The organism is Pseudoalteromonas sp. SWYJ118 (assembly GCF_015864505.1).
Taxonomy (GTDB): domain Bacteria; phylum Pseudomonadota; class Gammaproteobacteria; order Enterobacterales; family Alteromonadaceae; genus Pseudoalteromonas; species Pseudoalteromonas arctica.
The window spans coordinates 1-26329 of record NZ_JADYXC010000014.1; the positions used below are offsets into that span (position 1 = coordinate 1).

The window sequence follows — 26329 nt, forward strand, 5'->3', positions numbered from 1 at the left end:
TTTAAAGACAGCGAAACATACGAAACGGAGCAAGAAAAGCGCCGACTAAAACGCAGTAAAGGCAAGCCACGCTTATTTACCTCAGACGATTTTCATTATGATGAAGCAACTCAAACCTGCCGCTGCCCTGCAGGTAATGATATGTGGCGAAGTGGGATTAATGTAAAAAGTCATAACCAGCAATACACGCGATTCTGTGGTTACTTAAAAGACTGTAAAACGTGCCCGCTACAGCAGCAATGCATGCGAAAACCACCGATAGAAAGGGGACGACAAGTTCAGTTTATAAATAATGAATCACGCAAAAAGCTGAGCTATGTAGACAAAATGAAAGTAAAAATAGACAGCCCAATCGGACGACGACAATACAGTAAGCGATTAGGCTGTATTGAACCCGTGTTCGGCAATATTACCGTCAACAAGGGCATGAATAAATTGACCTTACGGGGTCAAACGAAAGTTAATACGCAATGGCAACTGTATTGCCTTGTTCATAATATAGAAAAACTGCAAAACACGATGCATTAAGAAGGGGAAGTCCTTTTAACCTAAATAAAACCACTCAACCACTCGTAATCGCTTCCAAAACGCCAATTTAAACAACACCAAACACTTCTTTATATGCTGCGTAAAAATACAGTAATCAATTGAACCAAAATAGGAACTCAGCTATGGTTTGTTTATCAATAAAACAAATTTTAAAACGAGTTAATCTACAGGCTCGTTAGGTTTCTTATTAAGGTTCTGAGTATGCTTAAGAATATATTTTCTTTTATTGGTGTTTTAGCCTCTGTTTTCCTTATATTAGACCTCTTTACAATGCTCACACCTAAAGTTGGAAATACACCGACAGAACTTTTCGATTGGATAGTTGTTGGAGAGTATTCGAATGAAAATAACACCGTTATTGCTATTTTAGAGTACGGAGTTATAAATACAGGTGCGAACACCGCGCCTATTTATAGGTTAAAGCTTAAAACTCAGGAAAATTCAGAGCATTGGCTAAATAATCAGAATGTGTGGAATAGCCAAGTTCGAGTAAAGCCTATTATTTCATGGCTCAATGAAACTACTGTCGAATTGAGTCAACATCCAGCTACAATTTGGGATTATAATCCAAGTATTGAATTAAATAAAAATTGGTATAACCTACAAATAAAGGTGCTACCAAAAACCTAACAAGCAATTCAACAAGGACAAAAAACAGTTGGCTTTTTGTTCACTACGTTCACTTATTTTAGCCAACAATTTTTTGCCTGTTAATTGGGCGTTAGTTTTAAAGGGATGTTCATGCGTAAATATTTAGTTTTGTTTCTTTGTCTCATTTCAAATTATGTATTTGCCTCATTTCCATTGGAAGTATCTGATAAGGCTTTAATTGAAAAAACAGATCATGTTTTAATTGGTCGTGTCATCGGTGTTGACATGATTGATGGAAGCGGCAAACAGATACATGACTTAAAAGCTAAAACTGGCCCCAAGTCCCCAAATAGTATCAGACTAATTTTTGTTGTTGATGAGGTATTAGAGACTAATTCAAATAGTGTACCTACAAAACTATTTGTCCCATTAGACAGTTTTATGCATTTTAGTTTCGCTCAAATCAAAGAAGACTACCCAGAAGTAACAGAGCAAAGACTTTTATTATTATCTGGTAATAAATTTCAGCCGCCAGTTGCAGGGCATTTTCAACGCAATTTACAAGACAAAGAATACTACTTGGAGTTGTTTAAAACTAACAAGTCACTAAAGCAGGACAAATAACAGTTGGTTTTTGCTCCTGCGTCGCTTATTTTAACCAACTATTATTTGCCTCTTAGTGAGGCGTTGAGGCTGTAGAATTACTCTTTTTAGGAACGTATCCTACTATTTTCAATTGATTGCTTTTTAACCTTGAATCCATTCATTCGCTGTGATCTAATAGATATTATTCACCCACGGTAAACTGTTATGGCTAACTATAAGCCTGACTTATCCTGTCAAAATAAATTCATTCCTATCAATTTCGCTGAGCAAATTTTGCCTGGCACCTTTGAATATGCCCTTTGTTATATCGTCGAAAATAAACTCGATTTATCGGGATTTGACGCGTGGTATAACAACGACAAAACAGGCGCGGCGGCGTATCCGCCTTCGGTAATGCTAAAGATTATTTTACTGGGTTATGCACATGGATTTATCAGTAGCCGTCGGATTGCAAAGGCTTGCGAGCATAATATTTTATTTATGAGTGTGTCGGGAGATATTCAGCCGCATTACACATCAATAGCGGGATTCGTGGCCAAAATGCATGAACAGATTGAGCCGCTTTTTACGCAAGTACTGATGATATGTGATGAGGAAGGCTTGATAGGCCGCAACATGTTTGCCATTGATGGGTGTAAATTAAAGTCCAATGCAAGTAAGGAGTGGAGCGGCAAATTCGATGAGTTAGACCGCAAAAAAGCAAAACTAGAACGCGCAAGCAAACGTATTATTGAACGCCACCAATCACAAGATGGACTGAGTGAAGAGTTGATAACTCAGGATTTAAAACAAAAAGAGAAGCTGGATAAAAGTGCAGATAAAATCACCGAGTTCTTAGCCACTCACAAAGAAAAAACAGGCAGTAAAGGCAAGCCAGTTAAAAGTAATATCACTGACCCAGATAGCGCAAAAATGACGACCTCAAAAGGGACAATTCAAGGCTACAACGGCATCGCGATAAACGATGATAAACATCAAATTATACTGCAAGCTCAAGCGTGGGGCTCAGTGGGTGAGCAACAAACCCTACAGCCAGCTGTTAAGCAATTAAAGCAGCAGCTTGATAAATTGAACACTGACAAGCGCAAAGACGATCACACGATTAANTAAATAAAAAAACGAGTTAATCTACAGGCTCGTTAGCATTACAAGGAGGTTTGGTGACAACATCTAAAAAAGAACTACCGTTTCTTACAACCTATATGACTCTGCTGTTTGTTTTATTAGGTTCTGATTGGATATTACCTTTAATAGGTTTTGAATATAATATATGGTCAGATCCTTTTGATATTATTAAATTTATAATTAAACTCATGACTATTTATCTTTTTTACTTTATTGGTATTAAGTTTTTTAGTTGGTTGTATTCTGCATCACCACAAAAAACTAAAGAGTAAACTTGGCAGTTATTTAAAGTAAAGCTAACAACACGCCCTGAGGTGGACGACTAGTCAAATTTAGCTATTAATTGCAAATTTTAAAAGTGGTGAGCCTCTTTGTTTTTCAACACTTAAATGTAATCCTTATCAATTTAAATACCACAGTTCTATATAGGCTTACCCTTCACTTTTTACTGCTTATAATACGCTTTAGCCCAAATCAACTATGTAACTACAACGAATAGAAAAACCAGCCACTCTACAAGTATTTGCCTTGGAATAGTGGGCAACTAAAATCTAAATATATCCATACCTCTTGACGGCTTCGTCCAATAAACTGCGCTATTTCCGTTTATTTTCACTTCAGCGATATCATTAAACGCGCGCAATCGCCCTTAAAATTAATTCCCGTAAAAACAAATTAATTATGGGAGGTCCTGTAGTCAAATAACAATACCTTAGTAAACGCTAGTTCATATTACGTCACGTAATATCCATACAGAACTTTAAGTTAAACATACGTTCGTGCAGCGTTCCCATTTTTATTTGACTCAATTTATTGGACATTCTTTTTATGAAATTAAAGTTATTTATCGCAATTATTTTTAGCACTTCGATGTCGTCTTACGCGACAGAAGCATTAGATAAAACGGAGTTTTCATTCGAAGACTTAAAAGTACTGGCAAAAGCCTCAGCCGAAAAGCCCTATACGGCAACCAAGGTTCCAGCGCCGGAGTTAATCGATAAAATTACGTATGACGAACACTGGAAAATACGCTTTAAAGAAGATGAAACCTTATATCCAAGTGGAAAAAACGCACCTGTACAATTATTTTACCCTGGCCGATATTTTCCTGAGCCAGTAAGTATTTATATCAGAGACGATAAAAATCAGGTGCAAAATGTACCTTTTAGTAATGACGTTTTTGATATGCCTGATGACAGCCCAGCTCACGAACTCCCTGAAGGATTTGGATTTGCAGGCTTTAGAGTAATGCGCCCAGATATGAAACCAGATTGGATATCTTTTTTAGGTGCGTCTTATTTTCGTACTGATGGGCCAGAGGGGCAATATGGACTGTCGGCGCGAGGTATCGCGATTAATACGGGTATGAATCAACCAGAAGAATTTCCGCGTTTTTCTGCATTTTGGATTGGTCCCGCAGAGAAAAAAGGCGAAAGTGTGTCTGTTTGGGCATTGCTTGAAGGGCCTTCTATCACCGGTGCTTATCGTTTTGGTTTAAGCAAAGATAACAAAGAAGATAAAGGGCATATCACCTCTGTGAGCGCTAATTTGTATATGCGCGCCGATGTTGAACGCTTAGGCGTAGCGCCGCTTACGAGCATGTATTGGTACTCACAAAAAGATAAAACAACTGCTAAAGACTGGCGCCCAGAAATTCACGACAGTGATGGGCTGGCTATTCACACAGGATCGGGTCAATACATTTGGCGCCCATTAAATAATCCTCAGTCGGTGTCGACCAATAGCTTTATTGATGAGAACCCAAAAGGGTTTGGTTTAATCCAAAGAGACCGTGACTTTAATAACTACCAAGACGACGGCGTATTTTACAATAAGCGTTCATCAGCGTGGATTAAACCTACTGACGATTGGGGGAAAGGGGCAGTTCAGTTAATCGAGATTCCAACAAAAGATGAAACGTTTGACAATATTGTTGCCTATTGGGTGCCTGAAAAAGAGGCGCGCAAAGGTGATGAGTTTACCTTTTCTTATGATATAGAGTGGCGTCCACTCGATCCAAAATCAAAAACGCTTGCAAGCGTTGTAAATACTCGCCAAGGCTTAGGCGGAATTCCCGGCCAGCCAATTCCTGAAGGCGTTAACAAAATGGTGATTGATTTTGAAGGTCCAGCATTTAAAGACTTAGATAACAAAAGTGGTATAAAGCCGATTGTTGAAGCCAGCAACGGTGAAATACTAGAACCTATTGGGGTTTATCCGGTAGTTGGTACAAACCAATGGCGATTAGCGTTTGACTACAAACAAGCTAACAATAATCCGGTAAACATACGCGCGTATTTAGTTGATAAAAATGATGAAGCTATAACTGAGACATGGGTAAGTGATGCAAAGGTTACGATTAAATAAGCCCTTAAATAAGCATTAAAGTAAAACGGGTGGCTATATTTTGATTTTCTGTCAATTATAGCCACCATAATGTCTTTTAAAACGCCAATCAAAACACCATTAAAACTCCCTTTTATATCCCACGTAAAATACAGTAATCGATTGAATCAAAATATGAACTCGGCTATGGTTTGTTTATCAATAAAAATAAAAAACGAGTTAACCTGCTGCTTGTTAGGTGTATCTAGGAGTTTTATGTTTTTTTTGAGTGAATTATTTTGTTGGGAGCGAGGCAGGCAAAAGTCAGGCTACGATAAAATGTTGATTTGTGGTGCTACGTGGCCAATTAAATTTGATACATATTTGCTTAAATTTCCACAAGGAAGTGAAATAGCACCACATACAGACAAGGTTGAATCTGGTAAACACTATCGATTGAATATAGTGCTTAAAAAGGCAGATTTGGGTGGTGAGTTTATTTGCACTAATCCGATATTTGAAACAAAGCGAGTTAAGCTATTCCGCCCTGATGTAAGTGAGCATCAGGTATCAAAAGTTATAAAAGGTAATAGATATTTACTCAGTATTGGGTGGATAAGAAGGAGCTCTAAATGCTAGATTTAAGACCTAATTGTGAATGTTGTGATAAGAATCTACCTGCACAGTCCACAGAGGCTTTTATTTGTTCATTTGAATGCACATTTTGTTCTGGCTGTGCTCAAACGGTGTTAAATAACGTGTGCCCAAACTGCTCAGGTAATTTGGTTCAGCGGCCAATTCGCCCTTTGGCTGCACTAAAAAATTACCCAGCACCAACTAAGCGGGTATTAAAAGAAAGTGGTTGTGCGCCAAATACATAAGAACACAAAGTATAATAATTACATTTTCTGGGTATGGAGATCTGATGAGAAAATCCTTTGAATTTACCGTTAAGTCAATCAAAGTTAAAATAATTAACGCTTGGTTTAGTGGTGCTAAATTATATGTGGATGGTGACTTACGAGATACTGACAAAACTTTGTTAGCTATTAGGAATAATACTTTACTATCTGCAAATTTAGGTGAGTTGGGTGTTCTAGAAATCAAGCCATTATCGGGTTTAATTACCGTTGAAATGGATGCATATTTGGTCAATGGTACAAACATTCAACATGTATATAGCTCACATAAACGCCTTAGCCTAAAAGAGCAAAGGGCAGTCCGATAAAGCTACTTTAAATAACGAATATTCCTGTATTTAGTAACAACCTCCAAATGACTTTGAGGAGGTTTAAGCCCCTAAGCATACCAAGTTAATATACTTGGTTTACTCGATTACCTTAAAATCACTCACACTCTTTCACATAAAGTAAAAGCGCGCTGTACATTACACTGAGTGCCTTTGTTACATCGCTGTCGGTAACGGCTTCTCCTGGGTGATGGCTTATACCGCCAGGGCTGCGTATAAACAACATGCCAACGGGGCAAATTGGAGCGATTGCCATTGCATCGTGCCCTGCGCCTGAGGCAAGTGAAGGCGATGCTTGGTTATTGAGTTTACATGCGCTTGAAAACAAATGCTGAATTTGAGTATCGCACGCAACGGCATCTGCTGCATGCGTCCATTGCCAATCGAGTGTTAAATTGCGTTTGCTTGCTATAGATTGAGCGCTGCTTTGTATGGCGCTTAGTAAGTTAGCGAGATCGGTGTCGCTCTGAGCGCGTGCATCTAGGCTTATGGTCGTTTTGCCTGCAATCACGTTTGTAGCCCCAGGGCGAGATTGTATTTGCCCTACGGTGGCAACTTCGCCATTACTCGCGTTTTTTGCTAGCTGCTCTATGGCAAGAGTAAGTTCGGCGCAGCCTGCTAACGAATCCTGTCTCAAGTTCATTGGCGTTGTACCCGCATGACCACTTTGCCCTGTTAGGGTAAGCATAGCGCGTTTAGCACCTGCTATAGCCGTTACTACTCCGAGCGCCTGATTAACCGATTCGAGCACCGGACCTTGTTCAATATGAGTTTCCCAGTAACCTAGTAATTCGTTTTTGTTTAGTGCGGCCTTTGCGTAGTCATTAGGATTTAAGCCAAAATCGAGCATGGCTTGGCGCATAGTTATGCCGTTTGTGTCTTCAATGTTTAGCCACTGTGGGTTAAATTCGTTAGCGAGGGCTTTTGAGCCAATTAAAGTTGTGGCAAAGCGGGTGCCTTCTTCATCGCAAAAGCCCACTACATCTAAATGAAAGGGTAGGTCGAGCTTTAACTTATTTGCAAGCGCTGCAATTTCTATCCCCAGTAGTACACCTAAAATACCATCAAACGCACCTGCATTCGGTACTGTGTCGAGGTGTGACCCTATAATTAAACGTTTAGCATGTGGGTTTGATGATTTAAGCCGACCCCAAAGGTTGCCCACTTCGTCTTGCCACGATTGCATGCCTGCCTCAACCATCCATGATGCAGTAACGGCGTTACACTCTTTGTGCTCTTTTGATAAGTACACGCGGTGAATACCACCTTGCATTTGCGATAGTGCGCTGAGAGTTTTACAGCGAGATAAAGCGCGTGTTGCGTATTCATCAGCAAGTTCTTTGTTTAATAAAGGCTTTAAAAGGGGGCTTACAATCGTCATGCTAAATCCTTTTTTTATTTATAGTGAGTGAGGGCGGCAATGGCGGCTTCGCCTTTAGGACCTTTGTAACCGTTGGCATGCAAGCAAGCGTCTAGGCTGGCAAGTGTTTGTAGTACGGTATCTTTTCGGGCGTTGTAGCCCATAGTGCCAATACGCCAAATTTTGCCATGAAGTGGTCCAAACGAGGTGCCAATTTCTATTCCAAAATCGGTTAGCATTTGCCCGCGTACGTGATCGGCATTAATGCCCTCGGGTATATAAACACCCAGTACGTTGTTCATTTTATGCGTTAAATCGCCAAATACATTTAAGCCCAGTGCTTGAATGCCGGTTAGCATGGCATCGCCATGTAATTTGTGGCGCGCTACGCAGTTATCTACGCCTTCTTCAATGACTATGCGGGCGCATTCTGAGGCGCAGTACAGCATGCTGGTGGCTTCGGTATGATGATTTAGGCGCTCTTCCCCCCAGTAATTCATTATCATGCCTAAATCAAAGTAGTTTGAGCGTACAAATGGCTCTGTGCCGTCGGTATGATCTGCAGTGCGAATACCTGCTTCTACTTTTTTACGTTTTTGGATCCACTCTGCGCATTTGTCACTGAGTGTTAAAGGTGCTGAGCCAGACGGCCCGCCTAAACATTTTTGCAGACCAACAGAAAGTGCATCGAGTTTCCATTCATCGGCAGGAAGTTCGTTACCCACAATGGATGCGGTGGCATCGCAATAAAATAGTACATCGTGCTTTTGGCAAATATCGCCAATATACTCAAGAGGTTGGTTCATGGTGGTGGATGTATCGCCTTGTACCATAGCAAGTACGTGGGGTTTTACATCAACAATGGCTTTTTCGATTTGTTCGGGCGTAAATACTTCGCCCCACGGTACTTCTATTGTGTGCACCTTTGCGCCAACGCGTTCTGCTATTTCAGCCAGTAAATGCCCAAAACGCCCCATAATTGGCACCAATACTTTATCGCCTGGGCGCAAAATAGAGCACAGTATGGCTTCAATCCCTGCGCGCGATGTGCCATCTATTAGCATGGTCCATTCGTTTTTGGTTTTAAAAATTTCGCGATAGCGCGCCATGGTTTCGTTCATAAAGCCGGTCATTACTGGGTCGTACTGACCTATAAGCTGCGCCGACATAGCACGTAAAACACGAGGGTCTGCATTAATAGGACCTGGTCCCATTAATAAACGCTGTGGTGGGTTTAAGGTTTGAACTTGCGTGTTATTAAACATATTTAGGCTCCTAGAGTCTGAATAAGCATACGAATACCGGTTATCATTAAGACAACGGCAAAGGCGCGTTTTAGTTGTTTTTGATCCAGCTTGCTACCAATTTTTACGCCAATAGGCGCAAATAAAATAGTCAGCGGAATAATAAGAAAAAAGGCCGGGAGGTTAACTAACCCCCACGTACCTAGGGGAGCATCGATTGGCGTTGTGCCAATACTTAATAAGGTAATAACGCCAGGTAGCGCAATCAATAAACCAAAAACGGCCGCAGTACCTACCGCAACATGGGCGCGTACGTTAAATGCGTTTAGCATAGGTACGCCAATCGTGCCGCCGCCTATGCCAATCATGACCGACAAACCGCCTACAATACTTGCCATAATGCCTTGCCCAAATTTACCAGGTAGTTGTTTTACAAGTGCAGGTGCGCCGGCTCTAAATAACATGTTTAAACTGACTAAAATAGCAATACAGGCAAACATGAGTACTAATGCGTTACCGCGAACAGTATGAGCAATAATGCTACCCACAACCGCCATAACTAATATAAACGGTGCCCAATATTTTATTAGGGCAAGGTCAATATTACCTTTGCTATGGTGCGAGCGAATAGATGAAAGCGAGGTAGGTACTATAGTGGCAAGTGATGTTGCGGTTGCTATCATCATTGCCGACTCTGGGCTTACGCCAAAACCTTGTAGCAGGAAGTACAGTACAGGCACGATAACAATACCGCCGCCTACGCCAAATAGTCCAGCTAAAATACCAGCAAAAATACCGGTTGCTATTAAGGCCATTACTATTGGCCATTGGTTAATTATTTCTGACATTGTGTTCCTGCTGTAGTTACTGTTGCACGTCCATCTGAACGAGGATCTGTTGCAGCTTCAAGGCTTGTAGGTGTATCTAAAATAGCCCCAGCGTGCCCCATCATTTCGTTATTATTATCAACGCTTACCCAATCGTGGTCACGTTGATTTAATTCATGTTCTATATGAAAAACTAACCCTTTTTCAATTTTTAAATTTGTACTTGTATCGCCCCATGTTCTTCCAAGTAACCAGCGAGGGTCGCTAATTGCTTGTTTTATTGATTTATTTCGCCATGCATAACCTGCAAAAACAGCGGCTTGGGTTTGTGGTTGCCCTTCACCGCCCATTGTTCCGTAGGCAAGGCGACGACCATCGTTAAATTTTGCCATTGCAGGGTTAAGTGTATGTGCAGGCTTTTTATTTGGGGCAAGGTTATTGACATCTTTATTGTTTAAACTAAAGCTTAAACCTCGGTTATTCCACACAAAGCCGCCTTTGCTCATTAATATGCCGCTGCCAAACTCCCAGTAAATACTTTGAATAAAGCTTACTAATTGCCCGTTTTTGTCTCGTGCTGCCATCCATACGGTATCGCCAGGCTCTGTATTAAATGGCCATTGTTGTGCTTTGCTCATATCAATATTGTTGGCAAGTTTGCTTAAGCGCTCATTAGTTAGTGCGTTTTTATAATCATCCCCTAATACGTTAGGATCGGCCCAAAGGGTAGGGCGATGGGTAAAGCTTTGTTTGGTTGCCTCTACAATTAAGTGCGTCCAGTCGGCATCGGTTTTAGCTAAATGCTTTAACTTATTTACGGCACCAATTATTTGTAGCGAATGCACGCCCTGTGTTGGCGCAGGTAAGTTGTAGCAGTCAATACCACTTAGGTTTGCACTTAGCGGGATAACTACCTCGGCTTGGGTATTTGCAATATCGTCAGTGGTAATTGAGCTGCCTGCTTTTGCTAAATCAGCGGCAAACGAGTTGGCAAGTGCACCTTCATAAAATGCGTTTAAACCCTGTTTTGCTAAGTGCTCAAATGTTGCTGCAAGTTGTGGGTTTTTAAAATGCTGACCCGCTTGCAAGGGTTTACCATTGGGTATGTAGAGGCTTTTAAACGCGTCATTGGTATTTTCAACCGCCGCTAGCTTTTCGCAGCCTGCTTGCAAGCTTTTTGTAACGGTAAAACCCTCGCGAGCAAGCGCAATGGCAGGCGCTAAAATTTTTGAAAGTGGCAGTGCTGCGTGTTCATCTACCTCAAGCGCTTTTTGCCAACCGCGTATTGTACCCGCTTGAGTTAGTGCGCTTAATCCGCCGCGCTCTGGTATTTGCGTGAGCGAGTTATACGCCGTTGTGTTAGTTGCTGCGCGGCCGCAGGCGTCAATAGCGGTGGGCGTTTTTTGGTTTGGGTTATCGATAAGCCAAAAGCTGTCGCCACCAATTGAGTTCATATGTGGATATACAACACTAATAGCAGCGGCAGCGGCTACCATAGCCTCGGTGGCTGTACCGGCTTGTTTTAATATATTTATACCCGCCTCTGTTGCCGAAAAATGAGACGCGGTAAATGCAATGTTGTGTGTGGTCATGCCGTTGTGCCTTGTTTAAAGTGTGCAGCTAATTGTTGTACGCAAGTAAGTAGGCTTTTATCGTTACCGTGGCTCATCATTAGCGAAAAACCATACGGATGATCATTTGCTAAATCAGCCAGCGGTAAATGCACTTGCGCTGAGCCACTAAGTCCTGCAATTGCCGAAAGTGTAATAATTTGCATACGTAAGGCGCTTGTGTCGGCGCCTAGTTTTGGTGCGGTTGTAGGGGTGGTTGGTAAAAATAAGCAGCTGTGTTTATTCAGGTTTTTAGCGACGATTGTTTGCCACTCGTGCTGTATTTTTAATGCCTCTTGTTCTTCTTGCTCGGTTAAAGCCAGTGCCATTTTAAAACGAGCCGCAATTGCTGGCGCAAAATGAGAAAGCTGATCTGGGAGTTCAAGCCAGTCTCGGTGCGTTTTAGCAATCGCACTACCTTGTAATATTCTAAAGGTATCGGCAAGCTCACTTAGCAGGCTGCTTTTGGGGAGCTTAAAATCGATATGATGATTAAAATAAGGTTTGGTTTTTTCAAGCAATTGTTTAAGTGGTGCTTGTAAAGAGGGTTCAACGAGTTCAAATAGTGCTTCGCAAATAACCAGCGTATTTACTTCATTAATAGGTTGTTGTGGTAATAATACATCGCCAACGCTGCTTAATAGCTCGGCGCTTTGGGTAAGCCAACCTATGGTATCAAAGGGCGGAGCCAACGGTATTAGGCCGTCTTTTTCAATTATGTTATGGCTTGGCCTTATACCAAATAAACCACAATAGCTGGCGGGTATTCTAATTGAGCCGCCAGTGTCGGTGCCTAAGCCAATGTCAGCTAAATTAGCAGCCACTGCAGCAGCAGACCCCATACTCGAACCACCGCAAGCATGCCCTTTTAATGTAGGATTTTGTGCAGCGCCATAATGTATATTATTACCCTCTAAGCTATAAGCCAGTTCGTCAGTATGGGTAAAGCTTGTAAAATTACAGCCTTCACTCATTAATTTGTTTATGGCGCTGGATGTTTGCTGTGCCGGTTTAGCTGTTTTAAGCCAGTGTGGGTTACCAGCGCTGTTACGCTCGCCTTTAATAGCAAATACATCTTTTACCACAAGGCGCTTATTAATAAGTGTGCCTTGGTAATGTGTTTGCCATGCTTTAGGACCATGGTCACAAAAAATACCGGGCGTATTATTATTTTTGGTACTCATATCACCACTCGTTATAAAAAATCTGACCAAGCAGTCCAGATTTAGGGTGATTAAAAAGACAGATTAATTTTTATTATTTTTCAGCCCACTGCGTAACATCTTGTTTTTATTTTACAGAGCCTGATCCGCTTTTTAATCGGTTAGCTTATTATATTGTTTAAAACCTAAGCAAGAGGAATGCCATAAATTAAAAACCTGTCCAACTGGTCAGGTTTTGGTGGGCTGTATGAGGTTTATAAATGTGGGCTATAAAAATAGTGAGATTAAAAATGAGTTAAAACAAACCAATTTGGTGCGAAGGTGCACCAAGTTGGTCTTTATTTATATGGTTTTAAGTGCTAAATAAGGGACGTTTTACTGATGATTAAACCGTTAATATCGGCGTAAACCCAATCGTTAGGTTCTATGGTGGTGCTAAGCATGGTAACAGCTTGGTTTTTATCACCAAAGCCGCGCTTTAAGGTACTGCGCGGGGTAGAGCCTAGCGCCATTACAGGTAAATTCATCGTGGCAAGTATTTCTATATCTCGGCAACAGCCATTTATTATTATGCCTTCCCAGCCATTACTTAAGGCCCGCTCAGCCATAATATCGCCTATAAACGCAAAGCGTTTGCTCGCAAAACCGTTAATAACTAACACTTTACCTTTACCGTTTTCATGCAATATATCGGCGGCAAAAGAGTTGTCTTCTGGGCAGGTAACGGTCACTACTTTGCCATAAAACGTGGTTTTTTTACCAAAGTGATAAAGGCCGCTGTCTGCTACTTGCACGTTATCGCGATGATCGTCAAATAAATCGGGTGTAGTAAAGGATGTCATGGGTTAAGTCTCACTTTGCTCAGGTATTTTAAGACCAATACCTTTTAAAATTATGTGGGCAATTGATTGCGTAATTTGTGCCACATCGGTTTCGTCGTACTCTAATTTGTTCATTACGAGTAAAACCTCCGCCTGAAAGTCGGCGTAATATTGCGTGGTAGACCAAATAGTAAAGAGCAAATGGTAGGCGTCAACCTTATCCATTTTATCTGCGTCCATCCATGCTTGAAGTACATCAACCTTTTGTTTAACCCAAGGGCGGGTATTGGTTCTAAAGTAGTTTTGTAAATAAGGTGCACCGCGCAGTATTTCACTGGCAAATAAACGCGATTGCATTGGCTGATTTACGGCAAGTATTACTTTGCTTTTAATATAGTTATAAAGCACGGTAGCTGGATCGTCGTTAATTGTGACGTTATCGAGCCCTAAGTTCCAATTAGCTATTATGCGGTCGATCACAGACTCGTACAGACCATCTTTACTTTTAAAGTAATACAAAATATTAGCTTTTGGCACCTGCGCTTCTTTAGCAACCATGCTCATACTTGCTCCGTCGTAACCTAATTGCGAAAACAATTGCTCGGCGGCATCTAAAATTAGTTTTTGGTTTTTCTCGCGTGTAACTTCTTTTTTATTTGGTTTTATTTGTGTGGTCATTATAGAGTTTGCGTGTTTAACGTATTGATTGATTGTAGCTTTACTGACCAAAAGGTCAATTACTAAAAAGGGTGAATGTTAAAAACAGACGAGAGGTTTAAGCTATTAACTTTAATTGTTTAATTAAATAATTACTGTTAGTTTAGTTTCAAATTTACGGGTAGTACTTTTAGGTTGGCAAATGGGTTTTATAAGCAAAAATAAATATACACTATATGGAGTCGCTGCAATATTACTGTGGAGTTGCTTAGTTGCATTACTACGAGATATTTCTGAGTTGTTTAGCCCCATAGGTGGTGCTGCGGCTATGTATTCTGTCAGTGCGATATTTTTAATTTTGGTTATGGGAGTGCCCAAGTTTAGTGGTTTTTCGAAACGCTACTTGGTAGTAGGTACTTTATTATTTGTATCGTACGAAATTTGCTTGGCGCTTTCTATTGGTATGGCAAATAGTCGTCATCAGGCAATGGAAATGGCGGTTATTAATTATTTATGGCCCACGCTAACAATATTGCTCTCTATTATTATTGGTCGTAAAAAAGTAAGTTACTGGGTTTACCCAAGCATGATCATTGCTTTTTTAGGCGTTGCTTGGTGTATTACGGGCGATCAAGAAATGTCGTTGGATACGCTTGTGACTAACTTTGCTGATAATCCTGCTACTTACCTAATGGCATTAGCTGCGGCGTTTATATGGGCTATTTATTGCGTAGTAACGCAAAAGCTGAGTAATGGTAAAAATGCGATTACATTATTTTTTACTATTACGGCAATGAGTTTGTGGGCGCAATATGGTTTTAGTAATGAAGCGCCATTAACGTTTTCGCTCAGCTCAAGCATGACGTTATTATTAGCCGGTGTAGTAGTGGGGAGCGGTTATGCGCTGTGGAATCAAGCTATTATTGGCGGTAACTTAATGCTTTTGGGAACGCTTTCGTACTTTACACCGGTGTTTTCTACTATTATTTCGGCGCTGTATTTATCTATTACGCTGAGTGCTTCGTTTTGGCAAGGGGTTGTACTGGTAACAGTGGGCTCGCTAATTTGCTACTTTGTAACGCGAGAAAAGCCTAAACGCACAGTAAACTAATCTACGTTAGTTAATGTTTTTATATTTTAAATCTAAATTTATACCTTTAATGAGGCGTGCAATACGCCTCATTAAGTTTTTCTTTATAATTTTGCAGGTATAACTGCATAGCTTACTGATTTATTTCTAACTTTTTTTGCACAATAATAAAATATTAATGCAAATACTGCAGCGCTAATATCAACAAAACCGCTTTGATAATATTTTAAAAAATCATCAGCTAATAAAGCCTGTATAAGTGTTGACCCCCCCATACCAGCAGATAAAAGTGTAATACCCATTAAGCCCCAATAGCTAGCGTGGTGAGTTCCTTTAAAAAAGGTATAAACAACAAAGGCAAAAAATACCAAATAGTAACTATAGAGATAACTATAATTTGCGTTACCCATATATTGGTTAGTCCATTTAGCTTGTAATAAGGTTGCCGTTACCGCAATCATTGAACCCAAACACACACCAATTGTTAAATTTGCCATAAATCGTGTGCTTCGTTTGTTTGCATCTTGTTTAAAGCGCTTGTCTAGCCATAATAAGTTACCAGAATAAAATAAGAATGCGCCAAGTAGTCCCATCACAAAATAGCCCCAACGTCCCCATTCGCCCCCATATGTACCAAAGTGAAGTGAAAAGAAACTTCCTACTATATTACCCCAAACACCATCATCTCCTTGCGGATAGCTTGAGTTAAGTACTTTTAATGTATAGGGGTGTAAAAATAAGTAGTCGGTATCAGGTCCGCGAACGACAGCGCTGCTATTACTCATTTTTAATGTTGCTGTTGGACTGTTTGTATTTAAACGACTAAATGTAATGTGAATTGGCTCATAACCTGGGGCGTAGTTTTTTGCCGCTAAGAGCTGCTTATTTATGCTTGGTAAGTTTGCAATATGATAATTATGTGCTGCTGGGGCAGGTCGTTGAAAAAAGGATTTATCGTCATAAAATGCTGATAGACCATCATAAACCAGATCATGAAATGCAAATACCACCACAGTAAACGCTATAATTAAATGAAAAGGCAAGCTGGCGATCCCAACTAAATTATGACTATCGAGCCAAAAGCGACTGGCGCCTTTTTCTTTTCGAATCGCAAAAAAGGTTTTTACAAGCGTAGGTAGTAAAATAATTACGCCAGACACCAATGCTAAAAAGTACAGCGCAGATGCTATACCAAGTATATATACGCCTGATTGGTCGTGCCCAATTTCGCCTAAAAACCCTGCGGTTCGATGTAAGTAATCTATTAAATCTGCAAGTTTATTCTCACTTTGTTGCTGTATTACAAGCTCATTTTGTTGGTTTAGATAGATCACCTGTAATTGATTATCAAGCTTCATCCCGCGCTCTTTACCTTGGCTATACCAAGATAGTGGCGCTTGATTTGTTAATATATCGAGAGAAAAACCATTACCCATTTGCTCAGGGTACTTAGCTATTGCTTGGTCAACTAATGTTTGGTGATTGTTAGTGTGTGGTTTAGTCACTGGTGCACTGGCGGGATTTGCCCACTGCGCTAATTCGTATTTAAACATGGTTAAACTACCAGCATAAAAACCTATAAAAAGTACTAAACCTGCAATTATTCCTGTCCATGTATGCACGCCTTGGTAGGTACGCAAAATATCGGCTCTTACTCTCATAGCCAATTCCTTAAAATTATAAATAAACTATATAGCGTTATATTTAAGCCCCCAAGTGTCAGCCAAGCATTTTTTGCTGAACTAAACAGGTAGGTAAAGCTAAAAATAGTTAACCATAAAATGGGTATCATCCACATATTAAATTGCACTTTGTCGGGCGCATCTATGCCTCCCGCTCCGTACCATGCAAAAAAAGCAACGAGAATAAACGCTAGCGCTAGCCCTAAAAAACAACCAGCCAAACTTTTGCCAAGCCAAGTTGGTTTTATTTTTTGCCTTTGTGCAGATGACATTATTTTACTTCCTTGTGTTTAATCAGGCCTACGAGCGGAATTATTATTAAAGCGAGCATTATCATTAAAATGATAAAAAATACGGCTGCCGCATTAGAAAAAGCATATAAGGCTAATGGTATGGCAATAACAAAAAGGATAAATGCGAGCTTGCGCCAGCTTTTGTTAATGGGTTTGCTTAGAAGTCGTTGGTGGCGGTTACTAAGATAAAACAGGGATGTAGCAGTAAATAAAATAAGAGAAAGGGTAAGTTGCAACATAAATTAAAACACTTATTAACGATGTTACTATTCTAAATGATAACTAAACTCAATTGCAACAAGTGTGTGTTTGTGCTATTTTTTCGAAAAATAAAACAACTATCCATAAAAGGAAATAACTGTGGTAGCTTCATTTAAGCCTAATAAACTTTCACTACTGGTTACAAGCTCTTTGTTATTGGCTCAAAGCAATGCATTTGCTGATGAAACAAGTCGAGAATCAATAGATACAATTATTGTAACAGGCGAAAAAATCGAAAGGTCACTCAAAGATACGATTACATCGGTTGCCGTGGTAGATAAGTCACTATTAGAAAATGGACAACTAGGTTCGGTTTCAGAAGCTTTGGCAGAAATGGCAAATGTAGTGGTACTTACTGGAGCCGTGCCAGATATGCGCGGTGTGTCGGGTAATGGTGGTGCAACAGGTTTTAACTCATTTAGTGGAGGCTCTAAAGCAAGAGTATCAACGCTTGTTGATGGTGTAAGTCAGCCATTTGTAGCTGATTTAACCGGTGATACAGGTTTGTGGGATATAGATCAAATCGCGGTATACCGTGGACCGCAGTCAACTAGCAATGGTCGTAATAGCATTGGTGGTGCAGTTTATATGACAACCAAAGCACCAACACAAGATTTTGAAGGTGCTGTACGCGTTGGGTATAGAAATCAAGATAGTTACCTTGATACAGCCGCTGTTGTTTCGGGGGCTTTAATTGAGGATGTACTAGCATTTCGTTTATCTACTCAATATGTAAATGGTGAAACCTTTAGCAACCCAACGATACATGAAACCAATCCAACAGATAAAAACTTAAATCAGCTTAATACCAGTAGTACGCGTGCAAAATTACTGTATACCCCAACGACCGATTTAGCTGTACAGCTAACTTACTCTACCTACAGTGAAGAGGGTAATACAGGTCGTAAGTACTTTGAAGGTGATGAACCGTTTGATTATGTACCGTTATTTCAGCGCGATATGGATACCCAGTCAGACACGACCCAGGTAAATATTGATTATAAAATAAATGATAACTTTTCGTTCGATATATTACTCGCTTATATGGATTATGACTGGGGCTTTGAAGCATATGAGGCACTTGCCAGTGCGGAGTCTGATATTTCTATGGATGAAAAAAATATCACAATTGATAGTAAATTAAATTTTGGCTTAAATAGTGATTTTTATTCGGGTTTTGTAGGTATTGCTTATTTTGACCGTGAACAAGACTTTAAAAGCGTTGGTGCAACCAATTATTTTGGTGACGATAGTAGTGACTCTAAAGCAATTTATGGCGAAACAAGCTTTGAGTTAACAAATGAGCTTACGTTAACAGCGGGGCTGCGAGTTGAGCGTGAAGAACAACTTCGTAATTTTGATATGGCTTTTGGCGGCAGTAGGTTAGTTGAGCAATTAGATAATTCTAATACGATAAAACTACCTACGTTAGCTGTTCAATATAAAGTAACTAACAACACTACCTTATCGGCAAGTGCTCGTCGTGGTTATAACGCTGGTGGTGGTGCCTTAGATTTTGCTGCACAAGAATATTATTACTACGAGCAAGAATCAGTAAATACCTATGAAGTAGGCTCGCGTAGCGTACTAAATAATGGTGATTTAAATATTAGTGCTAATATTTTTTACAATAACTTTAATGGTTATCAAGCCTTAAGCTCAAGTCGAAAAATCACTAATATTGACGATGCGCATAGCTATGGCTTAGAGCTTGAAGCATATAGCATGTTAGGTGAGCAATGGCAGTTACACGCAGGGCTAGGTTTGTTAAAAACTAAAATAGATGAATCAGCGACTTATTCAGATGCAGTGGGTAACGAATTAAACTCAGCACCAGAGCTAACTGCAAGTTTAGGGTTATCGCATTGGTTTACAGATAGCTTAAAGTTAAATGTGAGCGCTAATTATGTAGACGATTACTATGGAGATTTAACTAATACAGAAGAGCGTGTTGCCGGAGGTTATACAATTACGCGTGCAACAATAAGCTATAACAGCGATCATTGGTTGGTGAGTGCTTTTATTAATAATGCATTAGATGAAGAAGCATTTACGTCAGTTGAACCTGCAAGTGGTCCCTACCCAACAGGTTATGTTGCGGTAGTGAATCCTCAAACGTTAGGTGCTTCAGTAACGTATCGTTTTTAACGTGCTTCTAAAATAATGAATTGGAAATTGTAACGCTACTTTTTAAAGGTAAAATAATTTAAAGCCCTAAAGCCCTAAAGCCCTAAAGCCCTAAAGCCCTAAAGCCCTAAAGCATTAGGGCTTTTAAATAAAGGGGGAACTTTAACCGAGCTTAAATTAAATAATGTCGCGCACTTGTTGTTTAAATGACTTGCCAATTTTAACTGACACGCCTGATGCTAGTTGAACGCTTTCAGTACTTAACGCGACCACTTTATTTTTGTTAATCACGTAAGATTTGTGGACTTGAATAAATGAAGTATCAAGTTCCTGCAATATGTATTTGAGAGTACTGCTTGCAAGTAATGATTTTTCACCTTGCCATACTCTTACGTAATTTCCATACGCTTCAAACATGTCTATGTCGCTTAATTGAATTTTATGTTTTTCACGATCGATTTTAAGCGTAATAGTCAGAGGTGCCTTGGGATTTAGCGTTATGTGTTTTCTTTTTTTCCGTACTTTATTGAGTGCTTGTTCAAGGCGTTGCGCAGAGACTGGTTTTAGTAGGTAGTCAGTTACGTCAAGTTCAAAACCGGCTAAAGCATATTCTTGATACGCACTAATAATAATCACTTGTGGTCGATTCGCGAGCACTTTTAGTAATGCAATCCCTGATAGTTCGGGCATGTTTATGTCTAAAAATAACAAATCAATAGATGATGTGGCTAAAGCACATAATGCATCTTTAGCGTTAAGGTATTGTCCGCTTATATTAATATCTTTATGGGCACTTAAATGATGCAGTATAACGTCATGCGCGAGCGGCTCGTCATCAACAATTATTGTGTTTAGCATGCAGCCAGCTCCAATTTAAGTGTGGTTTGCCAAAGGTTTTTATTTTCATTAATAATTAATGTGTGCTTATTTGGATATAAAAGAGTTAGCCTACGGCGTAAATTGTTAAGTCCCATCCCATGCTCTGAATTGTTATTAGGTAGAATAGGGTTAGAGGAAAATAGCGTTAGTATGTTATCGGCCATGGTGATTTTAAACACAACCGTTACTTTTTGTGACGTGGGCTCTACACCATGCTTTATCGCGTTTTCTAAAATCATTATTAACAGTAGCGGCGAAATTAAATAGTGTTGTTGATGTTCAGGCCATTGCACATCAAAGTTGCAGCGCTCAGCGCTTCGCAAACGCTGTAATGCAATAAAACCTTTTAAGTAATTGATTTCTTTTTCTAAACTCACCTGTGCTTTTTGGCCTTCATAAACACTGTAACGCAGTAAATTAGCTAATTGCATAACAAGATCTGGTGCATTATCTGCTTTTTTTAATGTCAGCGCGTAAAGGTTGTTTAATGTATTAAATAAAAAATGAGGGTTAATTTGCTGCTGAAGTAGCATTAGCTCTGTTTTTGTTTGTTGCTGGGCAATGTTGCTAATTTGAACGTGTTGTTGCTGTCGTTCAAACGCTAAAATAATCGGTGTGCTTATAGCTAAAAACAAAAATACGAACTGATAATTTTCAGGGCTGAAAATATTATCATTACCGCCTGGTGTTAAGTTAGCAATGCCTGAGGGTAAATCGTTAATAGGTAACAGTAGCAAGCACGATGTTAATATAGGTGTAAGTACAACGAGGCTTATTAAACTTGCAAACAAAAATATTAATACGCCATGATAGGTTAATACGTAGCGTATTAATAAATATCTATTTAATAAATACACTCCATATACTAATCCGGCACAAACAGTAATTTGCCAAAGGTAACCCAAAAAAGTATCAAACTGTGTGAATACTTTATAAACATCAATAACAGGCTCAATAGGCTGGTTTAACATAGGATCAGTGTGCGTATTGAGTATGCTTGATGTAACTATTGCCCAACCTAAAAGTACTATAAACACGACTGTATCAAGTGAAAACAAGGATTTAAGCCATTTATTACTCAACACATTGTTATTTTTATTAGTGCGTTTAGTAATAAGCCATATACCACTTGCAGATGCGCACAGTGTCCAACATTGTGCATCAAGGTATTGCCATTGCGAAAAGTTAAGAAGTTGGTTATTAAATACTAGCAAGAGAGATGGATAGGCTAAAAAGCCTAACAGCCAAACTATGATTGCGGGTGTAAGTAATAAACGATATGCAAACGCATGGGCAATAAAAAAGGGAATACACTGTAAAAAAAGTTGAATATTAATAGCCAGATATTGGCTAGTTGAATCCATATGTGATGACAAAAAGCGTATATGAGAGTCGAGCATAATAGCGGCTATTAGCGGTAAAAAAATTATTAGCTGGGTAATGCTAAAGCGTTGCCATATTGGTGTATTGGCTTGCTGCATATGTGACTCCGTTTTTATTATAGTTTCTGAGCAGATACGCTTAGATAAAATTGTCTTTTTATTTTAAACATTACCTTTGCACAATTCACTACGCTGAGCGCGCTAGTTTATCCATAAAACTGTTTCAATCATAATTTATTTTTAAAATAATTATTTTATTTCATAGGGTTAGTAACCGTTTTAAGCATACTAGGCCGTTTATTTAAATGATGAAAGGTCATATTTAAATGACCAACGTTACTTTTTTATGTTCATCATTTATTTCAATACGTTAACCATTATTTTCTCGCTTGTATTGACTTGCTTTCTTAAGCTGGTGCTATACCAATTAAGGATGAAACTAATGCTTACACTGAAAAATATCAACAAAAAATACGCAGATGGTACGCAGGCTTTGAATGATGTGACGATCACTCTACCCGCCGGTATGGTCGGTCTACTTGGCCCTAATGGAGCGGGTAAATCAACACTTATGCGCACACTCGCGTGTTTACAAAATGCCGACTCCGGACATATTAATTTTAATGGCCTTGATGTGATTAGCCAACCAGATGCGCTTAGATCGCAGCTAGGTTATTTACCACAATATTTTGGTGTGTATCCCAATATGAGTTGTCGAGCGTTACTTGAGCATATTGCCGTATTAAAAGGTATAGATGGTAATGCACGCAAAAACCAAATTAATAGTTTACTTGAACTAACCAATTTGACTCAGTTTGCTAATAAAAAAGTTGTTAATTTTTCGGGAGGAATGAAGCAGCGTTTTGGCGTGGCTCAGGCTTTGTTAGGCAACCCAAAGCTAATTATTATGGATGAACCCACTGCTGGGCTTGATCCTGTGGAGCGAGAAAGTTTAAATAATTTACTCGTTAGTATTAGTCAAAATAGGTTGGTATTGTTATCGACCCATATTGTTGAAGATGTTGAAAATTTATGTCACTACGTGGCCATTATAGATCAAGGAGCACTCATACAAAGCGGTGACGTAAAAGAGTTACTAGTTCCTTTAGAAGGTAAGATTTGGCAGCTCGAAAGTTTACCCACGGGCATACCGAATCAGTATGTATTAAGTAAGAGCCATCGCTATGGTAGAGCGTCATTTCGTGTGTATGCAGACACGGCTCCTGCACAAAATGCAATAAACTCGCCCGCTACGCTTCAAGACAAGTACTTTTTTGCACTTAATGAAGGAAGTCAAACATGTTAATTTTTAATGAGTGGCGATATGCAGTGCGCCAACCACTTGTTTGGCTGTGCATTATTATCCCTTTGGTATTTGCGGTTATGTTGTCCTCTGGGCTTGCAGCAGTTGAAGTTGATTCGTTAAAACAATTTAAGTTAAATATTACAATGCTACAAATGATGCAGTTACCTGTGCTTGTAGGAGTATTGGCACCCGTTATATTTTTACGAGATCAGCACGCGTCAATGCAGGAGCTTATTTATGCTACGCAAACTAGTTTATTTAAGCGCAGTTTAGCAAGAGTATGCTTACTGATTTTCTTGGTTTTTATTATCAGCTTAATTAGCGATTTAGTAATGATATACATGCATGTAAGGCAATTGGGCTATATACCAAATGTGGTTTATTTTACTGTATTTAATAGCTTTTTAGTATTGTTACCAAATAGCTGCTTTTTAGTTGTTATTGCCTTTTTTGTTTGCCATAAATCAGCTAATTCATTACCCAATTATGTTGTTTTTACGGTGTTGTGGATAGGCTACATAATGCTTGCAAGTATTACCGGAAATCCAATGCTTGCTGGAAGTAGTATTATAAGCAATCGCTTTTATACATTATTTGTTTGGCTTGACCCTTTTGCATACACTGCCGTAATAAACAGTTTAACCAATTCATTAGGGGCTTCATTTGCTATTAATCGCGTTGTTGTGAGTATGCTTGCTGTTGGTATTTTTTATATTACTTTTAGTAAAAATAAAAAACACACATTATTAAAGAGTAAAAAAACTAAAAATACTAACGAATACATTCGTTACAACACGTTAAAACCCGCTGAATATAAAACAGCGAGAGTCACGCAAAAGCCATTTTTGATGATGGCCAGTTTATACAAAACTACGCTGGTTAATTTGGTTTCACACCCTGTTACTTTACTGATTATTTTTGTTTGGCCGGTGATGGTTTTTAATAGTGTTGCCTCGTCGTCTGGTTATGTTGAACCAATGAGTGTTATGAGTACCACAAGCCTTGATGCAATTAGCTATTATGCATTTGATATGCAATTGTTGTTTGGCACTTTATTAATGGCTTTGTGGAGCTGGCAAGTAAGCTGCTTTGCTAAATACTATAATATAGCTGAGCTGATCGCTGCTACACCGCTCAAAACATATTACTTTTTAAACAGTCAGTTATTGGTCCTAGGTACTATGATATTGGTTTTTTTAACAATGAGCTTATTAGGGGCAAGTGCAGCTCAGTGGTTTTTACACAGTGCATATCAATTTGAAGTACATTTAACCATTTTATTTTTGATGGCAATTGTGCTTGCCATTATTGCGTGTGTATTTTTGTGTGTATTTAATTTGTGTCGTTCGCAGCTTATTGCGGGTTTGCTAATTGCTGTTATTTTACTGATCAAATTTACACCGATAATGACTTATCTTGGTCTTACGCATACATTGTGGAGTGTTGGTTGGACGCCTTTGCAGGCACCTGATAACTTTTGGGGTTATCGTGCAAGTATAAGTAGTTATTGGCCTTATATATCAGTTTGGTTAGTGGCGTGTATAAGTTTAGTTATAATTACGGGAGTTTTTAATCACCGAGGTGCCGGGTTGAGCCAAAGAGTAATGGGGGTTAAACATTTTTGGTTACTTATACCTTTACTTATCACTGTGGCGCTATTTACTCAATTACATTTAAGACTGGTTGAGGAGAAGCCTTTAACCAACTCGCATAAACGCGAGGCATTTAAAGCACAATACGAAAAAGCATTCTCACAATGGCGCAATGTAGCACAGCCAAGCATTATGCACATTGATGCTAATGTAGACTTTTATCCGCATCAGCAGCAAGCTCATTTTTCCTTAATATATACCTTAAAAAACACCCATCAAGCCCCTATTAAAGAGATATTGGTTGGGCGCTCTGGTTTTTATAAATGGGCCGATATTGAAATCGATGGCGCGCAAAGGGCTAAAAGCTTTCCCTTGCTTAATCAAGCTGTGTTTAAGTTTGAGAATGAAATGCAGCCAGGAGAAATACGTAAACTAGTTACACGGTTTGATGTTCATCAAGCTAAGCTTTGGCCAGTAAGAGGCCATCAGATAATAACCCCTGAATTTAGCTATATACGATCAGTGCCTTTATTGCCGACTGTTGGCTATCAAGGTAATTATGAATTAACCGATCCGATACTTCGTCAGCAACACGCACTTAAAGTGAAGTCGGTTATTAGACCCACGAAGCTATTTGCTAAAACGGTGAAAGCAAGTACTCATTACCAGTGGCTTACTATGTCGAGTAAAGTGAGTACAACAAGTGGTTATCAGGTTATAACCCAAGGAGAGGAAATATCACGTACCAGCAAAGATGACCGCGAAATATTTCATTTTGAGACTCGTGCACCCATAAATGCAATCCCAGCTTGGGTGACGGTGCCTTATTCCCCTGTTACCAAGCAGCAAAATGGCGTGATGTTAAACGTGTTTGCTAAAGATAAAAACGAGCCAGCACGAGCGGAGTCTATAGCTATAAACCTCAGCGCAATGGGCGATACAATAAAATGGCTTAATAATATAAGCCCTTATAGAGCAAAACAATTGAGTTTAATAGGCTCGCCTAGTGTTGGTGCTAAAGGTTATGCATTGCCGCAACTTATACTTATTGAAGACAGTGTTGGTTTTAGATCAAAGCCAAGCGCTAATGCAGGCTTTGATCAACGCTATCGCCGTGCAGTTCACGAAACCGCTCATCAATGGTTTGGCCATGATATTGGTAATGGGGTACTTTCAGATAGCGCTTTTTTAGTGGAGTCTATGGCAAAGTATATTGAGCTTGTTGTTATAGAGCAGCGTTATGGGAAAGCGACAATGCAAGCGCTGGTTGAGTATGAAACAACACGCTACGAGCAAAGTATGTTGATGAACATAAAGGAGCGATCAGCCTTAGTTGATGCTACACAAAGCTTTGACCAATATTCGCAAGCAACTATTGTCTTTGCTAAGCTACGCGCTGCTATTGGGGATGAACCCATTATTAATGCGCTCAAGTTGGTTTGGGAAAATCATGGTTATCCAAACAGTCCCGCCAATTCTATGGATTTTATACGAGCATTAAAACATGAAGCTGGAAAAGAACAAGAAAGCTTAATAAACACACTGTTTTTAGAGTAAGTACGTTTAATTTGAACATATATTTAGTAAATC

At 39.5% G+C, this 26329-nt stretch carries 22 protein-coding genes and 1 pseudogene; 13 read left to right on the forward strand and 10 right to left on the reverse strand.

What is annotated here, in order from left to right; translation table 11 throughout:
* From I6F48_RS13370 to I6F48_RS13410, 9 genes and pseudogenes are all read left to right on the forward strand, one after another.
* Positions 1-528, forward strand: a 528-nt coding sequence (locus tag I6F48_RS13370) for a transposase (RefSeq protein ID WP_197119613.1), incomplete at its 5' end; no start/stop codon positions are given.
* A gap of 222 nt (positions 529-750) precedes the next feature.
* Positions 751-1179: a hypothetical protein gene (locus tag I6F48_RS13375; RefSeq protein ID WP_197119614.1), complete on the forward strand. Its 429-nt coding sequence runs from the start codon at positions 751-753 to the stop codon at positions 1177-1179.
* A gap of 111 nt (positions 1180-1290) precedes the next feature.
* Complete coding sequence (locus tag I6F48_RS13380; protein ID WP_197119615.1) at positions 1291-1764, forward strand: hypothetical protein; 474 nt, start codon at positions 1291-1293, stop codon at positions 1762-1764.
* Positions 1765-1950: 186 nt separating this feature from the next.
* Positions 1951-2850, forward strand: a pseudogene (locus tag I6F48_RS13385) (transposase); the annotation flags it as partial.
* Positions 2851-2906: 56 nt separating this feature from the next.
* Positions 2907-3143: a hypothetical protein gene (locus I6F48_RS13390; RefSeq protein ID WP_165729013.1), complete on the forward strand. Its 237-nt coding sequence runs from the start codon at positions 2907-2909 to the stop codon at positions 3141-3143.
* A 556-nt stretch (positions 3144-3699) separates the two neighbouring features.
* Positions 3700-5238, forward strand: a complete 1539-nt coding sequence (locus tag I6F48_RS13395) for a glucan biosynthesis protein (protein ID WP_197119616.1) — start codon at positions 3700-3702, stop codon at positions 5236-5238.
* Between the two features lie 234 nt (positions 5239-5472).
* Entirely contained in the window at positions 5473-5835 is a 363-nt protein-coding gene (locus I6F48_RS13400) for a 2OG-Fe(II) oxygenase (protein ID WP_197119617.1), read from the forward strand.
* The gene (locus I6F48_RS13405; protein ID WP_197119618.1) at positions 5829-6077 is read left to right on the forward strand and encodes a DUF1272 domain-containing protein; all 249 of its coding nucleotides are present in this window, start codon (positions 5829-5831) and stop codon (positions 6075-6077) included. The genes I6F48_RS13400 and I6F48_RS13405 overlap by 7 nt, the downstream gene beginning before the upstream one ends.
* Positions 6078-6121: 44 nt before the next feature.
* On the forward strand, positions 6122-6424 hold the full coding sequence (locus I6F48_RS13410; protein ID WP_165729009.1) for a hypothetical protein: 303 nt from the start codon (positions 6122-6124) through the stop codon (positions 6422-6424).
* A 118-nt stretch (positions 6425-6542) separates the two neighbouring features.
* On the opposite strand, the gene I6F48_RS13415 is transcribed toward I6F48_RS13410, so the two are convergent.
* The 7 genes from I6F48_RS13415 to I6F48_RS13445 all read right to left on the reverse strand — a co-directional run bounded on the left by I6F48_RS13415 (position 6543) and on the right by I6F48_RS13445 (position 14148).
* A complete protein-coding gene (locus I6F48_RS13415; RefSeq protein WP_197119619.1) occupies positions 6543-7826 on the reverse strand; it encodes an allantoate amidohydrolase in 1284 nt (427 codons plus the stop codon).
* A gap of 14 nt (positions 7827-7840) precedes the next feature.
* Positions 7841-9070, reverse strand: a complete 1230-nt coding sequence (locus I6F48_RS13420; RefSeq protein ID WP_197119620.1) for a pyridoxal-phosphate-dependent aminotransferase family protein — start codon at positions 9068-9070, stop codon at positions 7841-7843.
* A 2-nt stretch (positions 9071-9072) separates the two neighbouring features.
* On the reverse strand, positions 9073-9897 hold the full coding sequence (locus tag I6F48_RS13425; protein ID WP_165729006.1) for a sulfite exporter TauE/SafE family protein: 825 nt from the start codon (positions 9895-9897) through the stop codon (positions 9073-9075).
* Positions 9885-11468: a gamma-glutamyltransferase family protein gene (locus I6F48_RS13430; RefSeq protein WP_197119621.1), complete on the reverse strand. Its 1584-nt coding sequence runs from the start codon at positions 11466-11468 to the stop codon at positions 9885-9887. The genes I6F48_RS13425 and I6F48_RS13430 overlap by 13 nt, the downstream gene beginning before the upstream one ends.
* Positions 11465-12670, reverse strand: a complete 1206-nt coding sequence (locus I6F48_RS13435; RefSeq protein ID WP_197119622.1) for an amidase family protein — start codon at positions 12668-12670, stop codon at positions 11465-11467. The genes I6F48_RS13430 and I6F48_RS13435 overlap by 4 nt, the downstream gene beginning before the upstream one ends.
* Before the next feature lie 338 nt (positions 12671-13008).
* On the reverse strand, positions 13009-13491 hold the full coding sequence (locus I6F48_RS13440) for a putative 4-hydroxy-4-methyl-2-oxoglutarate aldolase (protein ID WP_197119623.1): 483 nt from the start codon (positions 13489-13491) through the stop codon (positions 13009-13011).
* Between the two features lie 3 nt (positions 13492-13494).
* Positions 13495-14148 carry a TetR/AcrR family transcriptional regulator gene (locus tag I6F48_RS13445; RefSeq protein ID WP_197119624.1) on the reverse strand — a complete coding sequence of 218 codons (654 nt, stop codon included), beginning with the start codon at positions 14146-14148 and terminating at the stop codon, positions 13495-13497.
* A 181-nt stretch (positions 14149-14329) separates the two neighbouring features.
* Here I6F48_RS13445 and yddG point away from each other — a divergent pair, with 181 nt between their 5' ends.
* A complete protein-coding gene (yddG, locus tag I6F48_RS13450; protein WP_197119625.1) occupies positions 14330-15238 on the forward strand; it encodes an aromatic amino acid DMT transporter YddG in 909 nt (302 codons plus the stop codon).
* An 83-nt stretch (positions 15239-15321) separates the two neighbouring features.
* On the opposite strand, the gene I6F48_RS13455 is transcribed toward yddG, so the two are convergent.
* Complete coding sequence (locus I6F48_RS13455) at positions 15322-16878, reverse strand: PepSY-associated TM helix domain-containing protein (protein WP_197119626.1); 1557 nt, start codon at positions 16876-16878, stop codon at positions 15322-15324.
* A 674-nt stretch (positions 16879-17552) separates the two neighbouring features.
* Here I6F48_RS13455 and I6F48_RS13460 point away from each other — a divergent pair.
* The gene (locus I6F48_RS13460; RefSeq protein WP_197119627.1) at positions 17553-19601 is read left to right on the forward strand and encodes a TonB-dependent receptor; all 2049 of its coding nucleotides are present in this window, start codon (positions 17553-17555) and stop codon (positions 19599-19601) included.
* 156 nt (positions 19602-19757) lie between these two features.
* On the opposite strand, the gene I6F48_RS13465 is transcribed toward I6F48_RS13460, so the two are convergent.
* Positions 19758-20438: a LytR/AlgR family response regulator transcription factor gene (locus tag I6F48_RS13465; RefSeq protein WP_197119628.1), complete on the reverse strand. Its 681-nt coding sequence runs from the start codon at positions 20436-20438 to the stop codon at positions 19758-19760.
* Positions 20432-21940 (reverse strand): sensor histidine kinase, encoded by a 1509-nt coding sequence (locus tag I6F48_RS13470; protein WP_165728999.1) that lies wholly within the window; start codon positions 21938-21940, stop codon positions 20432-20434. Before I6F48_RS13470 ends, I6F48_RS13465 begins: the two co-directional genes overlap by 7 nt.
* A gap of 343 nt (positions 21941-22283) precedes the next feature.
* On the opposite strand from I6F48_RS13470, the gene I6F48_RS13475 reads away from it, so the two are divergent.
* Together I6F48_RS13475 and I6F48_RS13480 are read left to right on the forward strand one after the other, a co-directional pair.
* Positions 22284-23147, forward strand: coding sequence for an ABC transporter ATP-binding protein (locus I6F48_RS13475; protein ID WP_166377431.1), 864 nt, complete (start codon positions 22284-22286; stop codon positions 23145-23147).
* Positions 23141-26296, forward strand: a complete 3156-nt coding sequence (locus tag I6F48_RS13480; protein ID WP_197119629.1) for a M1 family aminopeptidase — start codon at positions 23141-23143, stop codon at positions 26294-26296. The genes I6F48_RS13475 and I6F48_RS13480 overlap by 7 nt, the downstream gene beginning before the upstream one ends.
* The last annotated feature ends 33 nt before the right edge of the window (positions 26297-26329 follow it).

Excerpts from the sequence above, each read along its gene's own strand:
- I6F48_RS13375 (WP_197119614.1), top strand. The coding sequence starts at position 751 with ATGCTTAAGAATATATTTTCTTTTATTGGTGTTTTAGCCTCTGTTTTC.
- I6F48_RS13380 (WP_197119615.1), top strand. The coding sequence starts at position 1,291 with ATGCGTAAATATTTAGTTTTGTTTCTTTGTCTCATTTCAAATTATGTA.
- I6F48_RS13395 (WP_197119616.1), top strand. The coding sequence starts at position 3,700 with ATGAAATTAAAGTTATTTATCGCAATTATTTTTAGCACTTCGATGTCG.
- I6F48_RS13400 (WP_197119617.1), top strand. The coding sequence starts at position 5,473 with ATGTTTTTTTTGAGTGAATTATTTTGTTGGGAGCGAGGCAGGCAAAAG.
- I6F48_RS13405 (WP_197119618.1), top strand. The coding sequence starts at position 5,829 with ATGCTAGATTTAAGACCTAATTGTGAATGTTGTGATAAGAATCTACCT.
- I6F48_RS13410 (WP_165729009.1), top strand. The coding sequence starts at position 6,122 with ATGAGAAAATCCTTTGAATTTACCGTTAAGTCAATCAAAGTTAAAATA.
- I6F48_RS13415 (WP_197119619.1), bottom strand. The coding sequence starts at position 7,826 with ATGACGATTGTAAGCCCCCTTTTAAAGCCTTTATTAAACAAAGAACTT.
- I6F48_RS13420 (WP_197119620.1), bottom strand. The coding sequence starts at position 9,070 with ATGTTTAATAACACGCAAGTTCAAACCTTAAACCCACCACAGCGTTTA.
- I6F48_RS13425 (WP_165729006.1), bottom strand. The coding sequence starts at position 9,897 with ATGTCAGAAATAATTAACCAATGGCCAATAGTAATGGCCTTAATAGCA.
- I6F48_RS13430 (WP_197119621.1), bottom strand. The coding sequence starts at position 11,468 with ATGACCACACACAACATTGCATTTACCGCGTCTCATTTTTCGGCAACA.
- I6F48_RS13435 (WP_197119622.1), bottom strand. The coding sequence starts at position 12,670 with ATGAGTACCAAAAATAATAATACGCCCGGTATTTTTTGTGACCATGGT.
- I6F48_RS13440 (WP_197119623.1), bottom strand. The coding sequence starts at position 13,491 with ATGACATCCTTTACTACACCCGATTTATTTGACGATCATCGCGATAAC.
- I6F48_RS13445 (WP_197119624.1), bottom strand. The coding sequence starts at position 14,148 with ATGACCACACAAATAAAACCAAATAAAAAAGAAGTTACACGCGAGAAA.
- yddG (WP_197119625.1), top strand. The coding sequence starts at position 14,330 with ATGGGTTTTATAAGCAAAAATAAATATACACTATATGGAGTCGCTGCA.
- I6F48_RS13455 (WP_197119626.1), bottom strand. The coding sequence starts at position 16,878 with ATGAGAGTAAGAGCCGATATTTTGCGTACCTACCAAGGCGTGCATACA.
- I6F48_RS13465 (WP_197119628.1), bottom strand. The coding sequence starts at position 20,438 with ATGCTAAACACAATAATTGTTGATGACGAGCCGCTCGCGCATGACGTT.
- I6F48_RS13470 (WP_165728999.1), bottom strand. The coding sequence starts at position 21,940 with ATGCAGCAAGCCAATACACCAATATGGCAACGCTTTAGCATTACCCAG.
- I6F48_RS13475 (WP_166377431.1), top strand. The coding sequence starts at position 22,284 with ATGCTTACACTGAAAAATATCAACAAAAAATACGCAGATGGTACGCAG.
- I6F48_RS13480 (WP_197119629.1), top strand. The coding sequence starts at position 23,141 with ATGTTAATTTTTAATGAGTGGCGATATGCAGTGCGCCAACCACTTGTT.